Raw genomic sequence first — 24,571 nt, 5'->3', positions numbered from 1 at the left:
GGATCACAAACCTGACGAACTGATTCCGCGAAAACCGGGAACGCCTCGTACAGTTCGCGTCCCATCCCGGCATACTGCGCACCTTGCCCCGGGAACACGAACACGGTCTTGCCGCCGGTCACACGCACCGGCACGACGTCAGCCAATTCGGACCGATCCAAAACCGCCGCCCGCCACGGCAGATGCGCCCGTGTCGTCGCCAACGAAAAGCCCACATCCAACACGGACATCTCCCCCAACGCCGACAGCCGGTCCGCCTGTGCCACAACAGCATCGGCGGACCGTCCGGAAATCAGCCACGGCACGGCCCCACCCTGTGGCGATTCGGTCCCCACCGCCGATGGCGCCAACCCGGCCCCGATCAGCGGCGCCCGCTCGGTCCCCGCTTCCGGCCCCCACGATTCGGCCCCCACCTGCGGCCCCGAGTCGGCCGGAGCTTCCTCCACGATCACATGCGCATTCGTCCCGCTGATCCCGAACGACGACACCGCGGCACGCCGAGGCTCCGCGGACTTCCACGCTCGTGCCTCGGTCAACAACCGCACGGCCCCGGCCGACCAATCCACCTGCGAACTCGGCGCGTCCACATGCAACGTCGCAGGCATCATCTCGTGCCGCATCGCCTCGACCACCTTGATCACCCCGGCAACCCCCGCCGCCGCCTGAGTGTGCCCCATATTCGACTTGATCGAACCCAACCACACCGGCTCACCTCGACCCTGACCATAGGTGGCCAACAACGCCTGAGCCTCGATCGGATCACCCAGCGTCGTACCCGTCCCATGCCCCTCGATCAAATCCACATCCGAGGCCGACAACCCCGCATTCTCGAGCGCCGCCCGAATCACCCGCTCCTGCGACGGACCATTCGGCGCCGTCAAACCATTCGACGCACCATCCTGATTCACCGCACTACCACGAACCACACCGAGAACCCGATGCCCCTCAGCACGAGCATCCGACAACCGCTCGAGCACCAACATGCCGACACCTTCACCCCAGGACACACCGTCGGCAGCGTCCGCGAACGACTTACAGCGACCATCCGGCGCCAGACCACGCTGACGCGAAAACTCCAGGAACATCGCGGGTGTAGCGAGCACGGTAACGCCACCAGCCAATGCCAGACCACACTCCCCCATGCGCAAGGCTGTACAGGCCTGGTGCAAGGTCACCAGCGAGGACGAACACGCCGTGTCCACCGAGATCGCCGGTCCGACCAACCCGAGGACATAGGCGATGCGCCCCGACACCACACTGCCCCCGCCACCCGCACTCAGGTAGCCCTCCAGCTCGGCGCCGCGGTCGCTCGTCGCGGCGGCGAACAGGTAGTCGTGGTACATGACTCCGGCGAACACACCGGTGTCGCTGCCGCGCAACGACATCGGATCGATGCGGGCGTCCTCGAGTGCCTCCCAGGCGACTTCCAGCAGCAACCGTTGCTGCGGGTCCATCGCCAACGCCTCGCGCGGCCCGATCCCGAAAAATCCGGCATCGAAATCACCTGCGTCGTAAAGGAACCCACCGGACCGGGCATAGGACTTGCCGCGCACCTCGGGATCCGGGTCGAACAGTCCCTCGGCATCCCAGCCTCGATCGCGCGGCAACTCACCGATGACGTCGCGACCTTCGGCCACCAACTCCCACAACGCTTCCCGCGACTCGATGCCGCCCGGGAAACGGCAACCCACACCCACGATCGCCACCGGCTCGCGGCCCTGCTGCTCGACCTCCTGGAGCCGGCGCCGCAGATTGCGCAATTCCAGCGCGGAGCGCTTCAGGTAGTCGATGTGCTTGTCGTTGTCCATGGTTTCCTTCTCGGGGCGGCGCTAGCCGAGTTCACCGTCGAGCAGTTCGAACAGCTCGTCCTCGGTCGCGCTTCGAATGTCGTCGTCAGGGTCACCGGTCGGTCCGGATCCTCCGTTCTCGATATCGGCGAGCAAACGGCGCAGGCGTTTCCCGGCCCGCCGCCGGTCGTCGATGGTCATGGGTACGGTGTCGAGCCGTGCGGCAAGCGCTTCGAGCGCATGCTCGAACGACTGCTCCGGATGGCCGGTCGACAGTTCCGCTACGAGGTGAGCGGTGAGGTCGGTCGGGGTCGGGTAATCGAACGCGACGGTCGCGGGCAGGGTGATGCCGGACGCATGGGCCACTCGATTGCGCAACTCGACCGCGGCCAGCGAGTCGAATCCGAGTTCCTGGAAGGACAATTCAGGATCGACTGCCGCAGGCCCAGGATGGCCGAGCACCGCCGCCACATGCGTGCACACCAGATCCGACAGCAGGCGTTGTCGCTCATCGCCGGACAATCCGGAGAGCCGTTCGGCCAGCTGCGCCGCAGCTTGCGCGGTTCGGGCGCCGTCGAGCCTCGGCGCCGCGGGCGCACGGACCAGTCCGCGCAGCATCGGCGGCACCAACCCCATCGCCGCCGCCTGGGCTTGCATGCCGGGCCGATCGAATCGTGCCGCCACGATCGCCGCACGTCCGCCCGTCATCGTCGCATCCCAGAGCGCCATGGCCTCCGACGGCGTCATCGCGGCCAGACCACCTCGGCGCAGCCGTTCCCGGCCGGTCCCGTCGAGGCTGCCGGCCATCCCCTCGGTCAGGTCCCACAGTCCCCATGCGATCGAAAGTCCCGGGAGCCCTTGGGCCCGCCGGTGTTCGGCGAGGGCATCCAGAAATGAGTTCGCCGCGGCGTAATTCGCCTGTCCGGGCGCGCCGACGGTGCCCGCCACCGACGAGAACAGCACGAACCCGGCCAGCTCGAGATCAAGCGTCAGTTCATGCAGATGCCAGGCGCCCGCGATCTTCGGGGCCAGGACCTTCTCGATTCGGTCGGGCGTGAGCGTCGCGATCACCCCGTCGTCGAGGACCCCCGCGGCATGTACGACAGCCGTCACCGGATGTGCCGCATCGACATTCGCCAGGGTCCGCGCGATCGACGACCGGTCCGTCACATCGCAGGCCGCCCACTGGATCTGTGCTCCATACTCGGCCAGTTCGGCCATCAGCTGTCCGGCGCTGTCCGGTGCCTCGCCGCGCCTGCTCGCCAGCACCAGGTGCCGCATGCCGTGCTCGAGCACCAGGTGACGTGCGACCGCGAGGCCGAGCGCACCGCCTCCGCCCGTGATCAATACGGTGCCCCTGGTGTTCCATTTCGCGCTCGCGTCCGGCTGGATTTCGGCCGGCAGCAGGCGCGGCGCCAGGACTCGTCCGTTCCGTACCGCCAGTTGCGATTCCACGCCCGATACCGCGATCGGCCAAACGTTCTCGACCCCGGCACCGTCGACGATGACGAACCGGCCTGGATACTCCAGTTGCGCGCTGCGCAACAAACCCCAGGCCGCGGCCTGGGCGATACTCGGCAGAGTGTCGTCGGCACCGGTCACGACCGCGCCCTCGGTGACGACCACCAACGGGATCGACGCGAGGCTCGGATGCCGCATCCACTCCTGTAACAGCTGTGCCGTGGCCACCACGATGTCGCGTGCCACACCCGCACCGAAGCCCTTGCGGCACGGCAGCACGACCGCAACGGGAGGCGATGCGTCCGGCACCGCAACGGCCACGCTCGCGACGTCCGCGAACCACCGCACCTCCGCGCCGAGATCCGGGGACGGAGCGCCGATACCCCACACCGGTCCCGACAGTGCGGCCGCGGCCGGGACCGGAGTCCATTCAACGGCGAACAGCGCGTCTTGATTGCCGTACGCCGCCAACTGTTTCCGCGACACCGCGGCCACAATCGCCGATTCGATCGTTGCCAGCGGCTGCCCGACACCGTCGGCCACTGCGGCCGCCAGCCGATCGCCGTCGCGCCGCAGCCGCACCCGCAAACGCGAACCGCCGGTGCGGACAATCGATATGCCCTGGAATGCGAACGGCAGCAACACCTTTCCCGGTTCGAGCAGATCGTCGGCAGCGGCGATCGCGACGTGGAATGCCGCATCGAGCAGCGCCGGATGAACCCAGCCCCCCGTTTCGAGCCCTGCCGATGGCGCCTCGACCTCGACGTAGATATTGTCGCCGCATTGCCACGCGGCGCGCACACCGTGGAACGCGGGACCGTAGTCGTACCCCAGGTCGGCCAGGTCGGCATAAAGATCCGCCACCGGCACAGGCATCGCATCGGACGGAGGCCAATCCGCTTCCGGCAAAGACATGCCCACGTCAGGTGCGACGGTACCGGCGGCGTGGCGGGTCCAGGATGCCGGTTCACCGTCGATATCGGGCCCCGAGAAGACCACCACCGCGCAGCGGCCACGCTCGTCCGGTGCGGTGATATTGATCTGGACGGCCACCATTACCCCGGTGTCGAAGACCAGCGGTGATTCGAGCACCAGTTCCTCGATGCGTGGACAGTCCACCAACCGACCAGCCGCCGAAACCAACTCGACCAGCCCAGTACCCGGCAGCAACACCGAACCGAATACGACATGGTCAGCCAGCCAAGGCTGCGACGCCACGGACAACCGACCGGTGACGACGCGCTCACCGGACCCGGCCACCGACACCACCGCCGACAGCAACGGATGATCGACACGTTCCAGCCCGAGCCCCCCCACGTCCCCGACCGGTGCCGACGGCGACAACCAGAAGCGTTGCCGCTGAAACGCATACGTCGGCAGGTCCACTCGCCGGGCACCAGTCCCCGCATAGAACCGCGACCAGTCGACATCGACACCGGCGCAGTGTGCTTCGGCAACCGCACGAACGAGGGTTTCGACCTCCTGGCGGCCGCGGCGCTGGGTCGCGATCACCGCGGGCACATCGATCAATCCGGCCAGAACGGCGTCGGGTCCGATTTCGAGGAATCGGGTGCCGCCCGCCTGCCGCAATGTGGTGATGCCGTCGGCGAACCGGACCGGCTCGCGCACCTGCCGCACCCAGTACCGTGGGTCACACAGCAGCTCCGGCTCGAACGCGCCGGTCAGGTTGGCTGCGATCGGGATCTGCGGTGGCTGTAGCGTCAAATCCGCGACCACACGGCCGAATTCGTCGAGCATCGGTTCCATCAACACTGAATGGAACGCGTGACTCACCGTCATCCGACGGGTGCGGCGATTCGCCCACCGTGCCTCGAGTTCGGCGATCCCCGCCTCCGGGCCCGACACCACCACCGAACCCGGCGCATTGATCGCGGCCACCGACACACCGTCCGGCAGATCGTCCACCTCATCGATCTCGACTGCCAGCATCGCCCCACCGGCCGGTAGCGCAGCCATCAGCGTTCCCCGGGCTCGGACAAGACGCACCGCGTCCGCGAGCGACAACACCCCAGCCACATGCGCAGCAGTGATCTCACCAACCGAATGCCCGATCACCAAATCCGGCCTCACACCCCACGACTCGAGCAACCGAACCAACGCAACCTCGAACGCGAACACACCCAACTGCGTATTATCCGTACGATCCAAATCGGTACCGGACGCGAAAAGCCATCCCGGATCACAGATCTCGCACACCGCGCCAGCGAACACCGGGAACGCCTCGAACAACTCACGGCCCATCCCCACGTACTGCGCGCCCTGCCCCGGGAACACGAAAACCGTCTTACCCCCGGTCACTCGCACCGGCACCACATCAGCCAACTCGAGGCGATCCAAAACCGCCGCCCGCCACGGCAAATGAGCCCGCGTCGCCGCCAACGAAAAGCCCACGTCCAACGCCGGCACCTCACCCAGCGCCGACAGCCGGTTCGCCTGTGCCACAACAGCTTCGGCCGATCGACCGGAAATCAGCCACGGCACCACCACCCCCGCCGCAGCGAGCGGCGCCGATTCGGCCCCCACCTCCGACGGCGCCATCTCGGTCCCCGGCGATTCGATCCCCACCTGCGGCCCCGACCCAGCCGGAGCTTCCTCCACGATCACATGCGCATTCGTCCCGCTGATCCCGAACGACGACACCCCCGCCCGCCGTGGCCGCCCCACCGACTCCCACGACCGAGCCTCACCCAACAACGCCACACCGCCGGAATTCCAATCCACGTGCGAACTCGGCGCGTCCACATGCAACGTCGCAGGCATCATCTCGTGCCGCATCGCCTCGACCACCTTGATCACCCCGGCGACCCCCGCAGCGGCCTGGGTGTGCCCCATATTCGACTTGATCGAACCCAACCACACCGGCTCACTACGCCCCTGACCATAGGTGGCCAACAACGCCTGAGCCTCGATCGGATCACCCAGCGTCGTACCCGTCCCATGCCCCTCGATCAAATCCACATCCGAGGCCGACAACCCCGCATTCTCGAGCGCCGCCCGAATCACCCGCTCCTGCGACGGACCATTCGGCGCCGTCAAACCATTCGACGCACCATCCTGATTCACCGCACTACCACGAACCACACCGAGAACCCGGTGACCACGAGACCGGGCATCCGAAAGACGCTCCAGCACAAGCAAACCCGCACCCTCGGCCCACCCCACCCCGTCAGCGGCCTCGGCAAACGACTTGCACCGGCCATCCGTGGAAAGCGCTCGCTGCCTGGTGAATTCGACGAACAGCCACGGTGTGGCCATGATCGTCACACCGCCGGCCAGCGCGGTCCCGCACTCACCCCGCCGCAGGGCCACACACGCTTGATGGATCGCGACCAATGACGACGAGCACGCCGTATCCACCGACACCGCCGGTCCTTCGAGCCCCAGAACGTAGGCGAGCCGGCCCGATACGAGCGATCCGGCGCCACCGACACCGGCATAGTCATGGTGCATGACGCCGGTGAACACCCCGGTATCGCTGCCCCGCAACGACACCGGATCGATCCCCGCATCCTCGAGCGCCGCCCACGCCACTTCGAGCACGACACGTTGTTGCGGGTCCATCGCCTCGGCTTCGCGCGGCCCGATCCCGAAGAATCCGGCATCGAAATCACCCGCGTCGTAAAGGAACCCGCCCGACCGAGTAGACGACCGCCCGGGGCCGCCGGCCGGGTCGTACAGGTCCGGACCCCAGCCGCGGTCTCGCGGGAACGCGTCCACGACGTCACGCTTCGCTGCGACCAGCTCCCATAGCGTCGCGCGTGAATCCACGCCGCCGGGGTAGCGGCAGCCGATGCCGACAATCGCGATCGGTTCGGCGTCGCGTCGGCGCAGCGCCGCGATCTCCTTCTGCAGATACGCGTTCTCCTTCGCGGCGACGCGCAGCGCGTTCAGCAATTCGTCGGTCGCGGTCATGATTGCTCCCGGTCCGGTCGTTGCTGCGAGGTGAGGATATGGCGGATCAGCTCGTCGGAATCCATCTCATCGATCGACGGCTCGTCGCCGGTCTCGGGTTCCACCGGTTCGCCCGGTGTCGCCAGCCGTAGCAACGCGTCGAGCATGCCGCTGCTGCGCAGCGTCGCGATGGGAATCGTGGCCAGCCGCTTGCGGATATCGGCGTCGGTCGCGCGGTCGTCCTGTCGCTCGTCGCCGAATCCCAGGCTCTGCGCCAGCCACCCGGACAGTTTGGTGACCGTCGGGTAGTCGAACACCACCGCGACGCCGGCATTGAGACCGGTGGCGGCCCTGAGTTTGTTCCTCAGCTCGATAGCGGCCAGCGAGTCGAAACCCAGCTCGCTGAAGGCGGTTTCGGGATCGATGTCCGATGCTGAGCCGTGCCCGAGTACGTCGGCGACCATTCGGCGCATCAGCTCGATCAGGTGGTCGCGGCGCTCACCGCTCGGCACCGCAGCCAGTTTCGCCCGCACGGCAGCGGGCGCGTCGTCGGATTCGGCCCGCCGTCGGCCGGCGGGCACCAGACCGCGAAGCAGTGCGGGCAGTTCCGCGGTGCTGCGGCGCAGCGCCGAGCGATCGATGTGCGCGGGCATTACCACCGCGTCGGGTCCGGTGGCCGCCGCGTCGAACAGCCGCATCGCGGTCTCGGGCGCGAGCGGCAGCACGCCGCTGCGGCGGATGCGCTGCAGCTGTAAGCCGGTGAGCGCCAAACCCATTCGTGTGTCCTCCCACGGACCCCACGCCAGCGAAGTCGCGGGCAGGCCCGCGGCCCGCCGATGCGCGGCGAGGGCGTCGAGGAATACGTTGGCCGCCGCGTAGCCACCCTGACCGGTCGGCAGAATCAGCCCGCCGACCGATGAGAACAGCACGAACAGCTCGAGCCTCGCGTCCTCGGTCAGCTCGTGCAGGTGCCAGGCGCCGTCGACTTTCGCCGCGAACACGGTGTCCAGTCGCTCGTCGGTGAGCGAGCCGAGGACTCCGTCGTCGAGCACACCCGCCGCGTGCACCACGCCGACCAAGGGTCGCGTCGCCGGCATGCCGGAAAGCAACGCGCGCAAGGCATCTCGATCGGCGGCGTCACACGCGGCGATATCCGCATCGGCGCCGAGCTCGCGCAAACGGTCCAGCAGTTCGTCGGCACCATCGGCTGCGGCGCCACGACGGCCGACGAGCAACAGGTGCCGCGCACCGTGTACCCGTACCAGGTGCTCGGCGACCTGTGCGCCCAGCGCGCCCGTACCGCCGGTGACCAGCACGGTGCCCGCCGCGAGTCCCGAACCCGCTGTTTCCTCGCTGCCGACCGCCCGCACGACGCCCTCGGCGACCTGCGCCCCGAACCCGTCGGCGACCGAAACAGTGCCCGCCGCACGTCCCGAACCCGCCGCTTCCTCGGTACCGACCGCCCGCACCACACGCTCGGCGACCTCCACCCCGAGCACACCAGCGCCAACGGTGACCGACACGGTGCCCACCACATGACCAGAACCCGCCGTTTCCTCGCTGCCGACCGCCCGCACTTCGCGCTCGGCGACCTGTCTCCCGAGCGCGTCGGTCCCACCCGCGACGGGCACGTGGCCCGCCGCATGTTCCGGACCCGCTGTTTCCGAGTTGTCGACCGGGACGAGCCGAGGCACGAAGTATCGCCCCGCGCGGATGACGATTTCGGGTTCGTCCGTGGCGACCAGCGCATCGATCGGCGCGTCGATTTCGACGTCGGCGAGCATGATCCGGCCGGGTTGCTCGGCCTGCGCCGCGCGGACCAAGCCCCAGGCCGCCGCGGCGGCGAGATCCGCGATGTCCTCGCCGGGCAGCGCCACTGCGCCGTGGGTCAGCACCACCAAGTGGCTGTCGGCGAACCGGCCCTCGCTCAGGAACGCTTGCAGGATGGTGAGCATCCGCCCTGCCGTCGCGCGGACCTGCGCAGGCACGGTGGCTGATCCGCCTGCACAACGAACGACGACCACCGGCGCGACCGGGTCGGATGCCGCGGCCTCCTCCCACGGCTGCCACGCCGCGCCCGCGTCGACACCCGGATCGACCGGACGCCATTCGATTCGGAACAGCGAATCCCGTTCCTGTGCTCGGCTGTTCAGCTGGTCCAGCGAGATCGGCCGCGCAACGATCCGGCGCGCGGAAAACACCGGGCGTCCGGCTTCATCGGTAACGAGGACCGAGATGCCCGCATCACCGGTCGGGCTGATACGAACCCGGACAGTGCTCGCTCTGACCGCGTGCAGGGCAACGTCCTGCCAGGCGAACGGCAGCGCGGTGGCCTCGCTTCGCAATGCGAGCAAACCTGCGTGCAGTACGGCGTCCAGCAGTGCGGGATGGATGCCGAACCCTTCGGGATCGCCCGCAGCGGACGGGAGGACGGCCTCGGCAAAGATCTCGTCGCCGAGTCGCCACAGCCGTTGCACCCCGCGGAAGGCGGGGCCATAGCCGTACCCGCGCTCGGCGAGGTGCTCGTAACCGGCCGTGACATCGAGCGCCGTCGCCCTGTCCGGCGGCCAGGCAGACGACGGTGGCACCGAGTGTGCTGCCGCCGAATTCGCCTCCCTCGCCCCGTCCGGCGGCCAGGCGGACGGTTGTGGCGCAGACGACGCCGTCGACTTCACCAGCGTACCTTCGGCATGCAGCGCCCAGTCCGGTGCATGGTCGCGTCGCGAGTAGACCGCGATCGCGCGGCGACCGTCGGTGTCCGCGCCGTCGACGACGACCTGCACAGCAACGCCGCCGGTCTCCGGAATCGGCAGCGGTGCCCGAATCGTCATGTCCTGTACGACGGAACAGTCGACTTCGTCGCCGGCGCGCATCAGCAGTTCGGCGAATCCCGCACCGGGCAGCAAGGCGCGGCCGAAGATGCGGTGGCCGGCCAGCCACGGCTGCGATTGCAGCGACAGCCGGCCGGTCAGCACGACGCCACCGGAGGCAGGCGAGGCCACCACCGCGGCGACCAACGGGTGCCCGGAGGAATCCAGACCGGCACCCGTCATGTCGCGGCCCGTGCTCACCGCCCAGAAGCGTTCTCGCTGGAATGGATACAACGGCAGGTCGACGCGGCGCGCGTTCGTACCGGCGAAGTAGCTGGTCCAGTCCACGGTACCGCCGGCGACGTCAAGGCGGCCGAGCCCCGCGACCAATGATTCGACCTCGTCGCCGGCACCGCGCAGCAGCGGCACCGATACGACCGCAGCGTCGACAGCGGCGATCATCGCGGTCAACGCAGCGCCAGGGCCCACTTCGACGAACCGCACCGCGCCGTCGGCGGCCGCGGTGGCGACACCATCGGCGAACAGTACCGGTTGCCGCAGATGCCGCCGCCAGTACTGCGGGCTACCGAAATCCTCGGGTGCGAACTCGCCGGTCAGGTTCGAAACGACCGGCAACTGTTGGGGGCCGACGGTGATGTCCGCGACGGTTGCGGTGAACTCGTCGAGGATCGAATCCATTGCCGCCGAGTGAAAAGCGTGCGAGACCGAGAGTGTGGTGGTCTTCCAGTCGCGGCGGGCGAATTCCGCTGCCGCCGTGGCCAATTGGTCGGCATCACCCGAGAGGACCACGGCGGCTGGTCCGTTCACCGCGGCGATCTCGACACCGTCCGGTAGGAGCGGCAGCACGTCGCCCGCGGTCGCCGCGACGGCGAGCATCGCGCCGCCTGTGGGCAGAGCCTGCATCAGCGTGCCACGCGCCGCCACGACCTTCGCGGCGCCGTCCAGCGTGAGGACCCCGGCGACGTGCGCGGCGACGACCTCACCGACCGAGTGACCGAGCACGAGATCCGGCCGCACACCCCACGATTCGAGCAGCGCGGCGAGTGCTACCTCGACCGCGAACAAGCCGCTCTGCGCGAACATCGTCCGCGTCAGCGCCTGCTCGTCGACACCCCATAGCACGGGCCGCAACTCGGCGGACAGGTGCTGCTCGACAGCAGCCACAGCGTCGTCGAAGGCAGTGCGGAACACCGGGAACGCAGCGTGCAGCCTGCGTCCCATCGCCACTCGCTGCGAGCCCTGGCCCGGAAAGGCGAACGCGGTCTTCCCCGACATCGCCTGGCTCACGATCGGATGAGCGAGGGCAGCAAGCAAGTCCGTGCGGTCGGTGCCGAGCACCACGGTCCGGTGCTCGAGCCGGGCACGGTCCGCGAGGGACACGCCGACATCGGCCGCAGCGGCCTCTGGTGTGGCCACGACCCAGTCGCGGATCCGGTCCGCCTGCGCGGTGACCGCTTCCGCGGTCTTCCCGGAGATCACCCACGGCACGACCGGCGGTGCGGGCATGTCGCCGGCCGCGACCGGCTCCGCCGGCGGCTCTTCCAGGATCACGTGGGCATTCGTACCGCTGATGCCGAACGACGACACCGCGGCCCGCCGCGGCCGCTCCCCCGACGGCCACGGCTGTGGTTCGGTGAGCAGGCGCACCGTGCCGGCGGACCAGTCCACGTGCGGGCTCGGCGCATCGACGTGCAGCGTCGAAGGCATTGTCTGGTGCCGCATCGCCATTGCCATCTTGATCACGCCGGTGACACCCGCCGCCGCTTGCGTGTGACCGATATTGGACTTGATCGAGCCCAGCCAGAGCGGCCGATCCCGCTTCCTGCCGTACGTCGCGACGAGCGCTCGCGCCTCGATCGGGTCCCCGAGCGTGGTTCCGGTGCCGTGACCCTCGACGACGTCGACATCCTCGATGCCCAGCCCGGCGTTGGCCAGCGCGGCCTGGATAACCCGTTCCTGCGCTGGTCCGTTCGGTGCCGTCAGCCCGTTGCTGGTGCCGTCCTGATTCACCGCGGATCCCCGGACGACGGCCAGGATGCGCCTGCCGTTGCGCCGGGCACTCGAAAGCCGTTCGACGACGAGCATTGCCGCACCCTCGGACCAGCCGACACCCTCGGCAGCGGCGGCGTAGGACTTGCAGCGCCCGTCCCGCGATAGCCCGCGCTGCCGCGACATCTCGACGAAGACACCCGGCGTCGCCATCACCGACACACCGCCGACCAGGGCGAGACCGCACTCACCTGCCCGCAACGCCGCTACCGCCTGATGCAGCGCCACCAGCGAGGAGGAGCATGCGGTATCGATGGTGACCGCCGGACCGGTCAGGCCGAACGAGTAGGCGATTCGGCCGGAGACGATCGAGCCGAGTTGGTTCATCTGCCCGTAATCGTGGTACATCGCCCCCACGAACACACCGGTGTCGCTGTCCCGCAACGAGTTCGGATCGAGTCGCGCATCCTCGAGCGCCTCCCACGAGACCTCGAGTAACAACCGCTGCTGCGGGTCGGTGGCGCGGGCTTCCCGTGGACCGATGCCGAAGAATCCGGCATCGAAATCGCCTGCGTCGTAGAGGAACCCGCCCTCGCACACATAGGACCGGCCGACCGCTTCCGGGTCGGGGTCGTAGAGGTTGGGGTCCCAGCCGCGGTCGATCGGGAACTCGCCGATCGTGTCGCGGCGGTCGGCGACCAGGTCCCACAACTGATCTCGTGACGCCACGCCACCGGGCAGGCGGCAGGCGGCTCCGACGATCGCGATGGGCTCGGCGAGTGCGGCCGTCAACCGCTGATTCGTTGCCCGCAGTTCGTCGTTTTCCAGGACCGAGCGCCGTAGCGCCGCTACCAGTCGGGTATCCGAGCCGCTCACGTTGTGTCCATTCCGGCATGCGCGTGGCTGCGCACCTGACCACGCATGGCTGCGCCCATATCGACGTGAGCGGGGCGCTGTATGGCTACGCTCCGCTGCCACCTACCCGCCGCGCCGCTCATGCCGGGTCGTCCGAATCGCCGAGGACCATGCGAATCAAGCTCTCCTCGTCCATGTCTCGGATCTGCTCGGCTCGACTGCCGTCCACCGCGCCGGGTGCCGACCCGCCTCCGGCCAGTTCGAGCAGCCGGTCGAGCAACCCGGCCTGGCGCAGCTGCTCGAGCGGGATAGCGCCGATCGCCGCGCGGATCCGTTCGTCCTCGCCGACAGCCGGATCGATGTCGCGCCCGGCGAATTCAGCCGCGAGATATGCACCGATCGCCGCGGGCGTCGGGTAGTCGAAAACGACCGTAGCCGCGATATCGACGCCGGTCACCGCTCTCAGTCGGTTGCGAAGCTCTACCGCCGCGAGCGAGTCGACACCCAACTCCTGGAACGGCCGGTCCGCTGCGATCGCGGCCGGGCCGGGATGCCCGAGTACCGCTGCGGTGTGTATGCGGACGAGCTCGAGGATCTTCGCACGACGTTTCGCGGGCGAGAGGCCGGCGAGTTCGGCTGTGGGCTCGGCTGCGACCCGCGCGATGGCGCGCCGTGCCGGCGCCAGTGCGGCGAAGATCGGCGGCAGCAGCGAGGCGACGTCCGCGGCCGCGAGATCCAGGCGGACCGGCACGACCACCGGATGCGGTGCGCGCAGGGCTTCGTCGAAGGCGAACAGCGCGGCCTCAGCGGCCAGATCACGAATACCGGTGCGGGCGAATCGCTTCCGCGCTGCGTCGTCGAGCCGGCCGCTCATACCGTCCGGGCTCCGCCATGGTCCGAACGCCATCGCGACACCGACCGCACCGCGTGCCCGGCGGTACGACGCGAGCGCATCGAGATATGCGTTCGCGGCGGCGTAGTTGCCCTGTCCCGGCCCGCCGAGCACGCCTGCGGCCGACGAGATGAGCACGAACATCGACAGATTCGACCGCGCGGTCGCCTCGTGCAGGTGCCATGCGCCCGACACCTTCGGCGCCAGGACCGCGTCGACTCGATCCGGGGTCAGGGACGTGATGACACCATCGTCCAGGATACCCGCGGCGTGGACCACGCCGACGAGCGGCCGTTCGGCGACAATCTCGGACACCAACCGTTCCACCGCATTCCGGTCCGTGACGTCGCAGCGCTCGACGCGCACGCGGGCACCCACCGCGCGGAGTTCGTCGGCGACGGAGGATACCTCGCCACGGCGGCTCGCCAGCACGATGTCGCGAACACCGTGCTTCGCGACAAGATGCCTCGCGACCGCAGTACCGAGATCTCCTGTTCCGCCGGTGATCAGCACCGCACCGCTGGTGAGCGGCTCGAGTGACCTCGGTTCGTCCGAATCCATCCGTACCAGGCGTATGGCACGGATTACATTGCCGCGCAATATGACCTGCGGTTCCCTCGCGCCGGTCACCCGCGCGATCGATTCGTCATCGATATCGATGTCGAGATCGGCGAGCACGAATCGATCCGGGTGTTCGGCCTGCGCGGACCGTACCAGTCCCCATACCGCGGCACCGGCGAGATCGGTGACGCCCGCACCGGCAGGGGCGACCGCGCCGGATGTCACCACGACGAGTCGCGCGTGCACGTACCGCTCGTCACTCGTCCACTCCTGCAACATCGTCAGCGCGTTCGCTGTTGCGGACCGGACATCGGACGGGAGCGCCGGAGCCGGATCGGTTCGCCGGAAATCCGCGACCACGACATCGGGTACTGTGTCGTCTCCCCATGCCGCCCAAACCACCGGTGCGGCCGAGGGCGCCTCGACCGGCCGCCAGTCCACCACATGCAGCGTCCGCTCGATTCGGTCGACCGACGCCCGACGCATCGTCAACGACCGCACCGACAGCACCGGGACGTCCGCCTCGTCGGTGATGTCGATCGCCACGCCACCCTGCCGCACCGGAGTGAGCCGGGCGCGCACGACGCCCCGGCCGACCGATCGCACCACGATGCCTTCCCAGGCGAACGGCACCATCGGTTCGAGCCGGTCTATTCCATCGGCGAGGGCTTGCGTATGCAGCACCGCATCGAACAAGCCCGGATGCATCGCGAATTGCTCTGCACCGGTGATGGTTTCGTCCACCGATGCCTCGGCGAACAAGACATCGTCACGCCGCCACACCCGACGCAGCCCGCGAAATGCGGGGCCGTATTCGAGGCCAGCGTCGGCGAGCCTTTCGTAGGTGTCGGCCGCATCGACCTCGATTGCCCCGGCAGGTGGCCAGGCGTCGAATCCCGCGAAGCTCGCATCCGCTGGTTGCTCCGCGACCACACCTTCCGCGTGGCAGGTCCAAACACCGGCGGAGTTCGCGTAAACGGCGAAGGCACGCTCGTCGGTCCCGTCATCGTCACGCACCGACACCTGCACCGTGACCGAACCCGACTCCGGAATCGCCAACGGTGCCCGCAGTGTCAGCTCACGCACCACGGGGTACCCGCAGGCCGCGCCCGCCTGCAGTGCCAGCTCCACGAAACCCGTTGCCGGATAGATCGCGTGCCCCAGAATGCGATGATCGGCCAGCCACGGCTGCGCTGTCGAGGACAGCTGTCCGATGAGGCGCAACCCGCCGGATTCGGGTTCCTCGATCATCGCCGTCAGGATCGGATGCGACAGCCCGGCATCCGAGCGGCCGTGCGCCGACGATGCCATCCAATAGCGTTGCCGCTCGAAGGCGTACAGCGGCAGATCGACCCGGCGCGCGCGTGTGCCCGCGAAAACGGCCGCCCAGTCCACCTCCGCGCCTGCGGTGAACAGCCGGCCGACACCGGCCATGACCGACCTGGCCGCGGAGTGCTCGCGCCGCAGCAACGCGACTGTCACGACATCGGGATCAACCGTCCCGGCGACCATCGCCGACGCCGAACTGCCCGGCCCGATCTCGACGAACCGGGCGCCACCGGCCGCCACCGCCGCTGCCACCCCGTCGCCGAATCGAACCGGCTCCCGTACCTGCCGCACCCAGTAGTTCGGATCGGTGAACAGTTCGGACTCGAAGCGTCCGGTCACATTCGACGCGACCGGTATCCGCGGCGGCCGCAACGTCAATTTCCCTACCACCGCCGCGAATTCGGGCAGCATCGGCTCCATCGACCCGGAATGGAATGCGTGCGACACGCGCAACCGCCGCGTGCGACGGTCGGCCCACCGCGACTCGAGTTCCGCGATGGCGGCCGCCGAACCGGACACCACGACCGACCCGGGCGCATTCACCGCCGCCAGCGAAACTCCGCTCGGCAGCGCGCCGATCTCGTCGATTTCGACGGCCAGCATGGCACCGTCGGCAGGCAACTCCGCCATGAGCCTGCCGCGCGCGGTCACCAATTCCACGGCATCCTCGAGCGACAACACCCCGGCGACATGCGCCGCAGTGATCTCGCCGACGGAATGCCCGATCAGCAGATCCGGTGTGCTGCCCCAGGATTCGAGCAGCCGGAACAAGGCGGTCTCGACGGCGAACAGTGCGAGCTGGGCATGGTCGGTGCGGTCGAGATCGGTACCGGGATCGAACAACCATCCGGGGTCGCAGATCGTGCGGACCGTGTCCGAGAACACCGGGAATGTGTCGAAGAGCTCCTTGCCCATCCCGGCCCACTGCGCACCCTGCCCGGGAAAGACGAATACCGTTTCGCCCGAAGGACCCCGTGCCGCAACGATTTCGAACAGTTCCGCAGCCAGTTCCATGCGATCGGCCCCGATCAGGACCGCCCGCTGCTCGAGGCGCGACCGTCGGGCCAGGGCCGCGCCGACATCCAGCGCCGACGCTCCCGGGTTGTCGGCGAGCCACCGGCGCAGCCGATCGGCTTGCGCGGCCACCGCGCCCGCACTCCGACCGGACAGCACCCACGGCACAACCGGCAACGACCGGGCCGATTCGGATTCGGGCACCGGTGTCGGCGCCTCCTCCACGATCAGGTGCGCATTCGTGCCGCTGATCCCGAACGACGACACCCCCGCGCGCCGTGGCCGACCGGCCACGGGCTCCCATGGTCGTGCCTCGGTCAGCAGCCGGACGTCGCCTGCGCGCCAATCCACATGCGACGACGGCGCATCCACATGCAGCGTCCGTGGCAGCATCCGATGCCGCATCGCCTCGATCATCTTGATCACGCCCGCCATGCCGGCCGCGGCCTGCGCGTGCGCGATATTCGATTTCACCGAACCCAGCCATATCGGCTGCTCCCGGCCGCGGCCGTAGGTGGCAAGCAGGGCCTGCGCCTCGATCGGATCACCGAGCGTCGTTCCGGTGCCGTGCCCTTCGACAATGTCGACGTCCGCGGGCGACAGTCCGGCATTCGCCAGCGCGGCTCGGATCACCCGTTCCTGTGACGGGCCGTTGGGCGCGGTCAAGCCGTTGCTGCTCCCGTCCTGGTTGACCGCACTGCCGCGGATCACGCCGAGCACCCTATGCCCGTTGGCTTCGGCGTCCGAAAGCCGCTCCAGGACAAGCACTCCAGCGCCCTCACCCCAGGAAACGCCGTCGGCGGCATCGGCGAACGACTTACATCGGCCGTCGGGTGCGAGCCCGCGCTGTCGGCTGAAGTCGGTGAACATCGTCGGCATCGTCAGGACGGTCACCCCGCCCGCCAGTGCGAGGCCGCATTCGGCCGAGCGCAATGCGGCACACGCCTGATGGATCGCGACCAGCGACGACGAGCACGCGGTATCGACCGATACCGCGGGCCCGACCAAACCCAACGTATAGGCCACCCGCCCCGACACGATGCTCGGGAGATTACCGCTTATCCGGTAACCGTCGAGCGTGTCGTCCTCGCTGACCACGCCGTATACGCAGCCGCTTACGCCCGCGAATACGCCGGTATCGCTGCCCCGCAACGACATCGGGTCGATGCCGGCATCTTCGAGCGCTTCCCAGGTGACCTCGAGCAGCACCCGCTGTTGCGGATCCATCGCGGTCGCCTCACGCGGGCTGATCCCGAAGAATGCGGCATCGAATTCCGCTGCGTCATAGAGGAATCCACCGGCTCGGGAGTACGTTTTTCCGTGCGAATCAGGATCCGGGTCATACAGGTCGCCCCAGCCGCGGTCGGTCGGGAAATCACCGACGACGTCGCGTTCGTCGGCGACCAACTGCCATAGCGCATCCCGCGACCCGGCGCCACCCGGGAACCGGCAGCCGACGCCGACGATCGCGATCGGGCCGTGCAACTGCTCGAACTGCTTGAGCCGCCGTCGCGTGCTCTGCAGTTCGAGGGTCAGGCGTTTGAGGTAGGAGAGGGTCTTCTCATCGCGATCGGTCATAGCTGCGCCTCGCTTGCGCCCGGCTCCGCTGCGACCGTTGGTGCTGTGTTGTCGGTTCGCTCGCTCACATCAGCTCCTCGTCGATGAGGTCGAACATCTCGTCGAAGCCTGCCTCCTCGATCGCATCGGCGGAGATCGCGTCGCCGCGCTCGCCGTCGAGTTCGTTCAACGCGCGGACGAGACTGGCCGAGACCGCCTTTCGGGTGTCGTTGTCGAGCGATCGGTCACGCAGCAGCGCCAGCGTGCGGTCGAGCGCCGACATGATTTCGGTGTCGTCGTCAACGGTGGCCGTGTGTCCGAGTCGTGTCATCAGGTACTCGGCGATTGCGGTCGGCGTGGGCTGATCGAAGACGGTGGTCGCCGGAAGCTGGAGCCCGGTCGCCGCCGCGAGGCGGTTGCGGAGTTCGACCGACGTCAGCGAATCGAGCCCGAGATCACGGAAGTTCGCGTCGACATCGACCTGCTCGGGGTTGCGGTGCCCGAGCACGGTCGCAACCTGCGAGCGGACCAGTTCCATTAAGCGCTTGGCCTGCTGCTCGGGCGTCAAACCGGCGAGCTGCATTCCGTGATCCGCCTCCGTGCTGGTGTCGGCGGTCGGCCGCCCGCCCAGCGACTTACCCAACATCGGATGCAACGCAGTCACCTCTGCCGACGCGCGCAATCCGGCGAGATCGAAACTGGCGGCCACGATCGACGGCGCGGGCTGCCCCACGGCGGCATCGAACAGCGCCAGACCGGCTTCGACGTTCAACGGTGCCAGGCCACCTCGGCCGAACCGGGCGGCATCCGCGGTGTCCAGCGTGGCGCCCATCCCGGTTTCGGCCGTCCACAGGCCCCAATCGATCGACACCGCCGGTAGGCCCGCCGCCTGCCGCTCGACTGCCAGTTCATCCAGAAAAGCGTTCGCCGCGGCGTAATTGGCCTGCCCCGGTGAACCGAGTACGCCCGCGACCGAGGAGAACAGCACGAACCACGCCAGATCCATATCGCGCGTCAACTCGTGCAGATGACGGCCGCCATCGACCTTGGGTGCCAGCACCTTTCGCAGTCGCTCGGGCGTCAACGCCGCCACAACTCCGTCGTCGAGCACGCCGGCGGCGTGTACTACGGCGGTCAACGGATGTGTGGCCGGTATCGCGGCCAGCAGGTGCGCGCATGCGTCACGATCGGCCACATCGCATGCGACCACCTGCACGGTCGCGCCCGAGGCGGTCAATTCCGCCTGCAATTCCATCGCTCCGGTCGCATCCGGCCCTCGGCGGCTGGCCAGGATCAAGTGGCGCAGCCCGTGCGCGGTCACCAGATGCCGCGCCAACAACGCACCCAACCCACCCGTACCGCCGGTAATCAGCACCGTCCCGTCCGGATCCGGTCGCCGAGGCACCGTCAACACGACCTTGCCGACGTGACGGGCCTGCCCGAAATACCGGAACGCCGCACGCGCCTGCCGCACATCCCACGCCGACACCGGCAACGGAACCAGTACACGCTTGTCGAAGAGCTCGCTCAACTCGCCGAACATCCCAGCGATCCGATCAGCATCGACACGAGTCAAATCGACCGCCCGGTAACGCACACCCGAATAGACCGCCCCAACCGTTTCCGAGTCCCGGATATCGGTCTTACCCATCTCCACGAACCAGCCACCCCGCGGCAGCAACCGCAACCCCGCATCAACGAACTCACCCGCCAGCGAATCCAACACCACATCCATCCCCGCACCACCGGTCGCGGCCAGGAACTGCCGCTCGAAACCAGTAGTCCGCGAATCACCGATCCGACCAGCATCCACACCCAACCCACGCACCGTCGCCCACTTACCACGACTCGCCGTCGCAAACACCTCGAGCCCGAGATACCGCGCCAATGCCACTGCCGCCATACCCACCCCACCAGCAGCCGCGTGGACCAACAGCCGCTGCCCCGCCCGAACCCGCGCCACATCCACCAACGCCAACCACGCAGTCAAATAAACCGTCGGAACACCCGCAGCCTCACCGAACGACCAACCCGACGGAACACGCACCAACAGACGACGATCCGTAACCACCGATGACCCACCCGACGGCGCAAGCCCCATCACAGCATCGCCCACCCGCAGATCCGCCACCCCCGAACCGACCTCGACCACCACACCAGCCACATCCGAAACCAGACCCACCCCGTCCGCGACCACACCCAAACACACCAACACATCCCGGAAATTCACCCCCAACGCCCGAACCGCCACCCGCACCATCCCAACACCCAGCACCGATCCGGACACCGAAACCCCCACCACCCCAACACCATCCAACACACCACTATTCGACACCACCAGCCCCCACTCCCCCGCCGGCAGCGCAAGCGCACCACTGCCTGCCGGCGCCAATCTCGGCACCGATACTTCGCCGTCGCGGACCGCGACCTCCGGTTCGCCCAGCTCCCGCAGCCCCGCGAAATCCAGCTCGCCCGCATCGCCGCGCAGGTGCACCAACAGGATTCGCCCCGGCTCCTCTGCTTGGGCAGATCGCACCAGACCGCGCACCGCACCGCCGGCGAGTCCACCGGTCACAACGACCAGCCGCGACCGGTTCAACCGCTCGTCCGCCAGGAACCCCTGCACGAGTCCCAAAGTGTCGACGACCGCGTCCGAAACGCTGTCCTCATCAATACAATTCACCACGAACAAGTCCGGCGCCGCGCCATGTACGGCCGAGCGCCAGTCCGCCAGGTCCACGACTCGAACGGATTCGCCGCCGGCCCCGTCGTGGCGACCGGTCACCGCGAGCCACTGCACCTGTTGCAGCGCAGTCGATTTCCGATCGACACCATAGCCGAGCTGCTCCACGGTCACCGGCCGCGTCACCAATCGCTGCACCGACACGACCGGACGTCCCGCACCGTCGAACGTATACAACCGCTCGATACTGTTGCCCGACAGTCCGATTCGGACGCGAAGGCGACGCGCGTCACCGGCCGACAACGCGGTCCCCTCCCACCCGAACGGCACCTGCAACTCCGTGCCCGTATCCGCCGACCCCAGCGCGGCCGCATGCACCGCCGCATCCAGCAACGCCGGATGGATGCCGAACCCGGCCACCGCCACCGAATCGGGCAGGGCCACCTCTGCGAAGACCTCGTCCTGGTTGCGCCAGATACGCTGCACCGCACGGAAAGCCGGACCGTACCCGTATCCGGCTGCCGCCAGCCGCTCATACCCGGCCCGCACGTCCATTTCGACCGCATCCACGGGCGGCCATGCCGCCGGGTCCATGCCGACCGATACCGTCTGTTCCGCGACCAGCAGCCCCTCGGCGTGACGCACCCACCCGTGGTCGCTGCTGCCTTCGACTCTCGAGTAGACCGACAGCGAGCGCTCGCCCACACCGGCATCGCCGCCGACGACCACTTGCACCGCAACCGCGCCCTGATCCGGAATCACCAGTGGTGCTTGCAATATCAGCTCACGCACAACCGGGCAGTCGCACGCCGAACCAGCCTGTAACGCCAGCTCCACGAAACCCGTCGCGGGAAACAGCGTGTACCCCAGCATCCGGTGATCGGCCAGCCACGGTTGCCCCGCCAGCGAAAGCCGGCCGGTCAGGCGCAGCCCACCCGAATCCGGTTCCGCCAGTGCGGCGGCCAACACCGGATGCTGCCACCGGGCCAACCCGGAACCCGACACATCACCTCGCGACGCGGTCAGCCAATAGTGCTGCCGCTGAAACGCATACGTCGGCAGGTCCACCCGCCGCGCCCCCGTTCCCGCGAAGTAGGCGCCCCAGTCGACCGCACCACCTGAGGTGAATAGCCTGCCGACTCCGGCCACCACCGAGCGCGCTTCCGGTCGGCCGTGTCGCATCAGCGGGATCGTCACCGCCGCAACGGGATCCACTGTTTCGGCAACCATCGCTGATGCCGAGCTGCCCGGCCCGATCTCGACGAACCTGGTGCCGCCGGCAGCCACCGCCGCCGCCACGCCGTCGGCGAACCGAACCGGCTCCCGCACATGCCGCACCCAGTATTCGACTGTGCCGTACTCGGCGTCGGCCAACCGACCGGTCACATTCGACACCACCGCGATTCGCGCCCGCGCCGGCGAGATCCCGGCGATTCCGGCCGCGAACTCGCCGAGCATCGGCTCCATCAGCGCGGAATGGAATGCGTGACCGACCCGCAGCCGCTTGGGCCCGCGGTCCGCCCACCGCCGCTCGAGTTCGGCGATCCCGGCCTCCGGACCCGAAACCACCACCATCCCAGGCGCGTTCGCCGCCGCTATCGACACTCCCGCAGGCAGCTCACTGATCTCGTCGACAGTCACCGCGATCGATGTCATGGCACCGCCGCCGGGCAGCCCGGCCATCAACCGCGCACGTACGCCGACCACGCGTGCCGCATCCTCGAGCGACAAGACCCCGGCGATGTGGGCGGCGGTGATCTCACCCACCGAGTGCCCGAGCACCAGCGCAGGCTGGACTCCCCACGAGGCCAGCAGCCGCGATAGTCCCACGCCCATCGCGAACAGCCCGCATTGCGCGACGATTGTCGCAGCGACCGCTTGCTCATCGTTGCCCCACAGCGTATTTCGCATGGAAACACCGCCGACAATTGGATCTACCGCTGCCAGCGCGGCGTCGAAGCCGACCGCGAACACCGGGAACACGTCGGCGAGAGCGCGGCCCATGCCCACCCACTGCGCGCCCTGGCCGGGGAAGACGAATATTGTTTCGCCGGAAAGACCACGCGCCGTGGCGATTTCGGTCAACCCGGTGACCAATTCGGCGCGGTCGGTGCCGACTATTACCGCGCGATGCCCCAGCTGCGCTCGTCCGGCGAGCGAGACTCCGACGTCGAGTGCCGACGCCGTGGGGTTGGCCGGCAGCCAGCTCCGCAGCCGATCAACTTGCGCGCCAATCGCTTCCGGCGATCGGCCCGACAGCACCCACGGCACTACCGGCAGCGCCGCCACCGGTTCCGTATCGGACTGCGTCGGCGCCTCCTCGACGATCACATGCGCGTTCGTGCCACTGATCCCGAACGATGAAACAGCCGCCCGCCGCGGCCGCTCCGGCGACTCCCACACCCGCGACTCGGTGAGCAGCTCCACATTGCCCGCGCCCCAATCCACATGGGAGGTCGGCGCGTCCACATGCAGCGTGCGCGGCATCACCCGATGGCGCAGCGCCTCCACGATCTTGATTACGCCGGCGATACCGGCAGCACCCTGAGTGTGGCCCATATTCGATTTCACCGAACCCAGCCACACCGGCTGATCCCGGTTTCGCCCGTAGGTGGCCAGCAACGCCTGCGCCTCGATCGGATCACCCAGGCGCGTCCCGGTCCCGTGTGCTTCCACGAGATCGACATCGCCGGTCGCCAGACCCGCATTCGCCAAGGCCGTCCTGATGACTCGTTCCTGCGACGGGCCGTTCGGCGCGGTCAAACCATTACTCGCACCGTCCTGGTTGACCGCACTTCCACGGATCAGGCCCAGTACCCGGCGCCCCTTCGCTTCGGCATCCGAAAGCCGTTCCAGCACAACGAGCCCCGCGCCTTCGGCCCACGCCACGCCGTCGGCGGACTCAGCGAAGGACTTGCACCGCCCGTCGGGCGCCAGCGCGCCCTGCCTGCTGAACTCGACGAACATCGGTTCGGCAGTGGCCATCACCGTGACTCCACCGGCCAGCGCCATGGCACAGTCACCGGAGCGCAGCGCCTGACATGCCTGATGCAGCGCCACCAACGAGGATGAACACGCGGTGTCCACCGTTATGGCCGGGCCGATCAAGCCGAGCGCGTAGGCAATTCGCCCCGAGACGACGCTTGCCGTCGCGCCGACGGTGATATAGCCCTCCACTTCATCGCGACGCTCACTGCGCAAGGCCGCGAACCCATAATCATGCTGCATGACACCGGCGAATACGCCGGTGTCGCTATCGCGCAACGAGTTCGGGTCGATATACGCGTCTTCGAGTGCCTCCCAGGCGGTTTCGAGCAGCAGTCGCTGCTGTGGGTCCATCGCCGCCGCCTCGCGTGGGCTGATGCCGAAGAAATCGGCATCGAATTCGGCTGCGTCATAGAGGAATCCACCGGTCTTGGTGTACGACTTGCCGCGTGCTCCGGGATCCGGATCGTAGATGTCGTCGGCCCAGCCGCGGTCGACCGGGAACTCGCCGACGACATCGCGGCCTGCGACGACCAGGTCCCACAAGCCGCTGCGCGACGACACCGCGCCCGGGAAACGGCAGCCGATGCCGATGATCGCCACCGGCTCACGCGCGGCGTCGATGAGGTCGCGCTCGCGCTGGCGAACCTTGCGCAGCTCGGCCGTGACCCACCGAAGATTCTCGAGGAGCTCGTTCTCGGTAACCACTACGGTG

General features: G+C 68.3%; 5 protein-coding genes. All 5 read right to left on the bottom strand.

Annotation, left to right across the window (positions count from 1 at the left end; genetic code table 11):
- Positions 1 to 1,808: type I polyketide synthase (locus AB0L58_RS38590; protein ID WP_364395404.1), on the bottom strand; the 1,808-nt coding region annotated here is incomplete at its 3' end.
- A 21-nt stretch (positions 1,809 to 1,829) separates the two neighbouring features.
- The gene (locus tag AB0L58_RS38585) at positions 1,830 to 7,181 is read right to left on the bottom strand and encodes a type I polyketide synthase (RefSeq protein WP_364395402.1); all 5,352 of its coding nucleotides are present in this window, start codon (positions 7,179 to 7,181) and stop codon (positions 1,830 to 1,832) included.
- Positions 7,178 to 12,856, bottom strand: a complete 5,679-nt coding sequence (locus tag AB0L58_RS38580) for a type I polyketide synthase (protein ID WP_364395400.1) — start codon at positions 12,854 to 12,856, stop codon at positions 7,178 to 7,180. Before AB0L58_RS38580 ends, AB0L58_RS38585 begins: the two co-directional genes overlap by 4 nt.
- Before the next feature lie 118 nt (positions 12,857 to 12,974).
- Positions 12,975 to 18,209 carry a type I polyketide synthase gene (locus tag AB0L58_RS38575; RefSeq protein ID WP_364395398.1) on the bottom strand — a complete coding sequence of 1,745 codons (5,235 nt, stop codon included), beginning with the start codon at positions 18,207 to 18,209 and terminating at the stop codon, positions 12,975 to 12,977.
- A 64-nt stretch (positions 18,210 to 18,273) separates the two neighbouring features.
- The gene (locus AB0L58_RS38570) at positions 18,274 to 24,564 is read right to left on the bottom strand and encodes a type I polyketide synthase (RefSeq protein WP_364395396.1); all 6,291 of its coding nucleotides are present in this window, start codon (positions 24,562 to 24,564) and stop codon (positions 18,274 to 18,276) included.
- Positions 24,565 to 24,571 lie beyond the last annotated feature (7 nt).

Source organism: Nocardia sp. NPDC052112, assembly GCF_040680135.1.
Classification (GTDB): domain Bacteria; phylum Actinomycetota; class Actinomycetes; order Mycobacteriales; family Mycobacteriaceae; genus Nocardia.
Note: the sequence above shows the minus strand (reverse complement) of the source record. Positions and strands in the feature narration are given on the sequence as shown.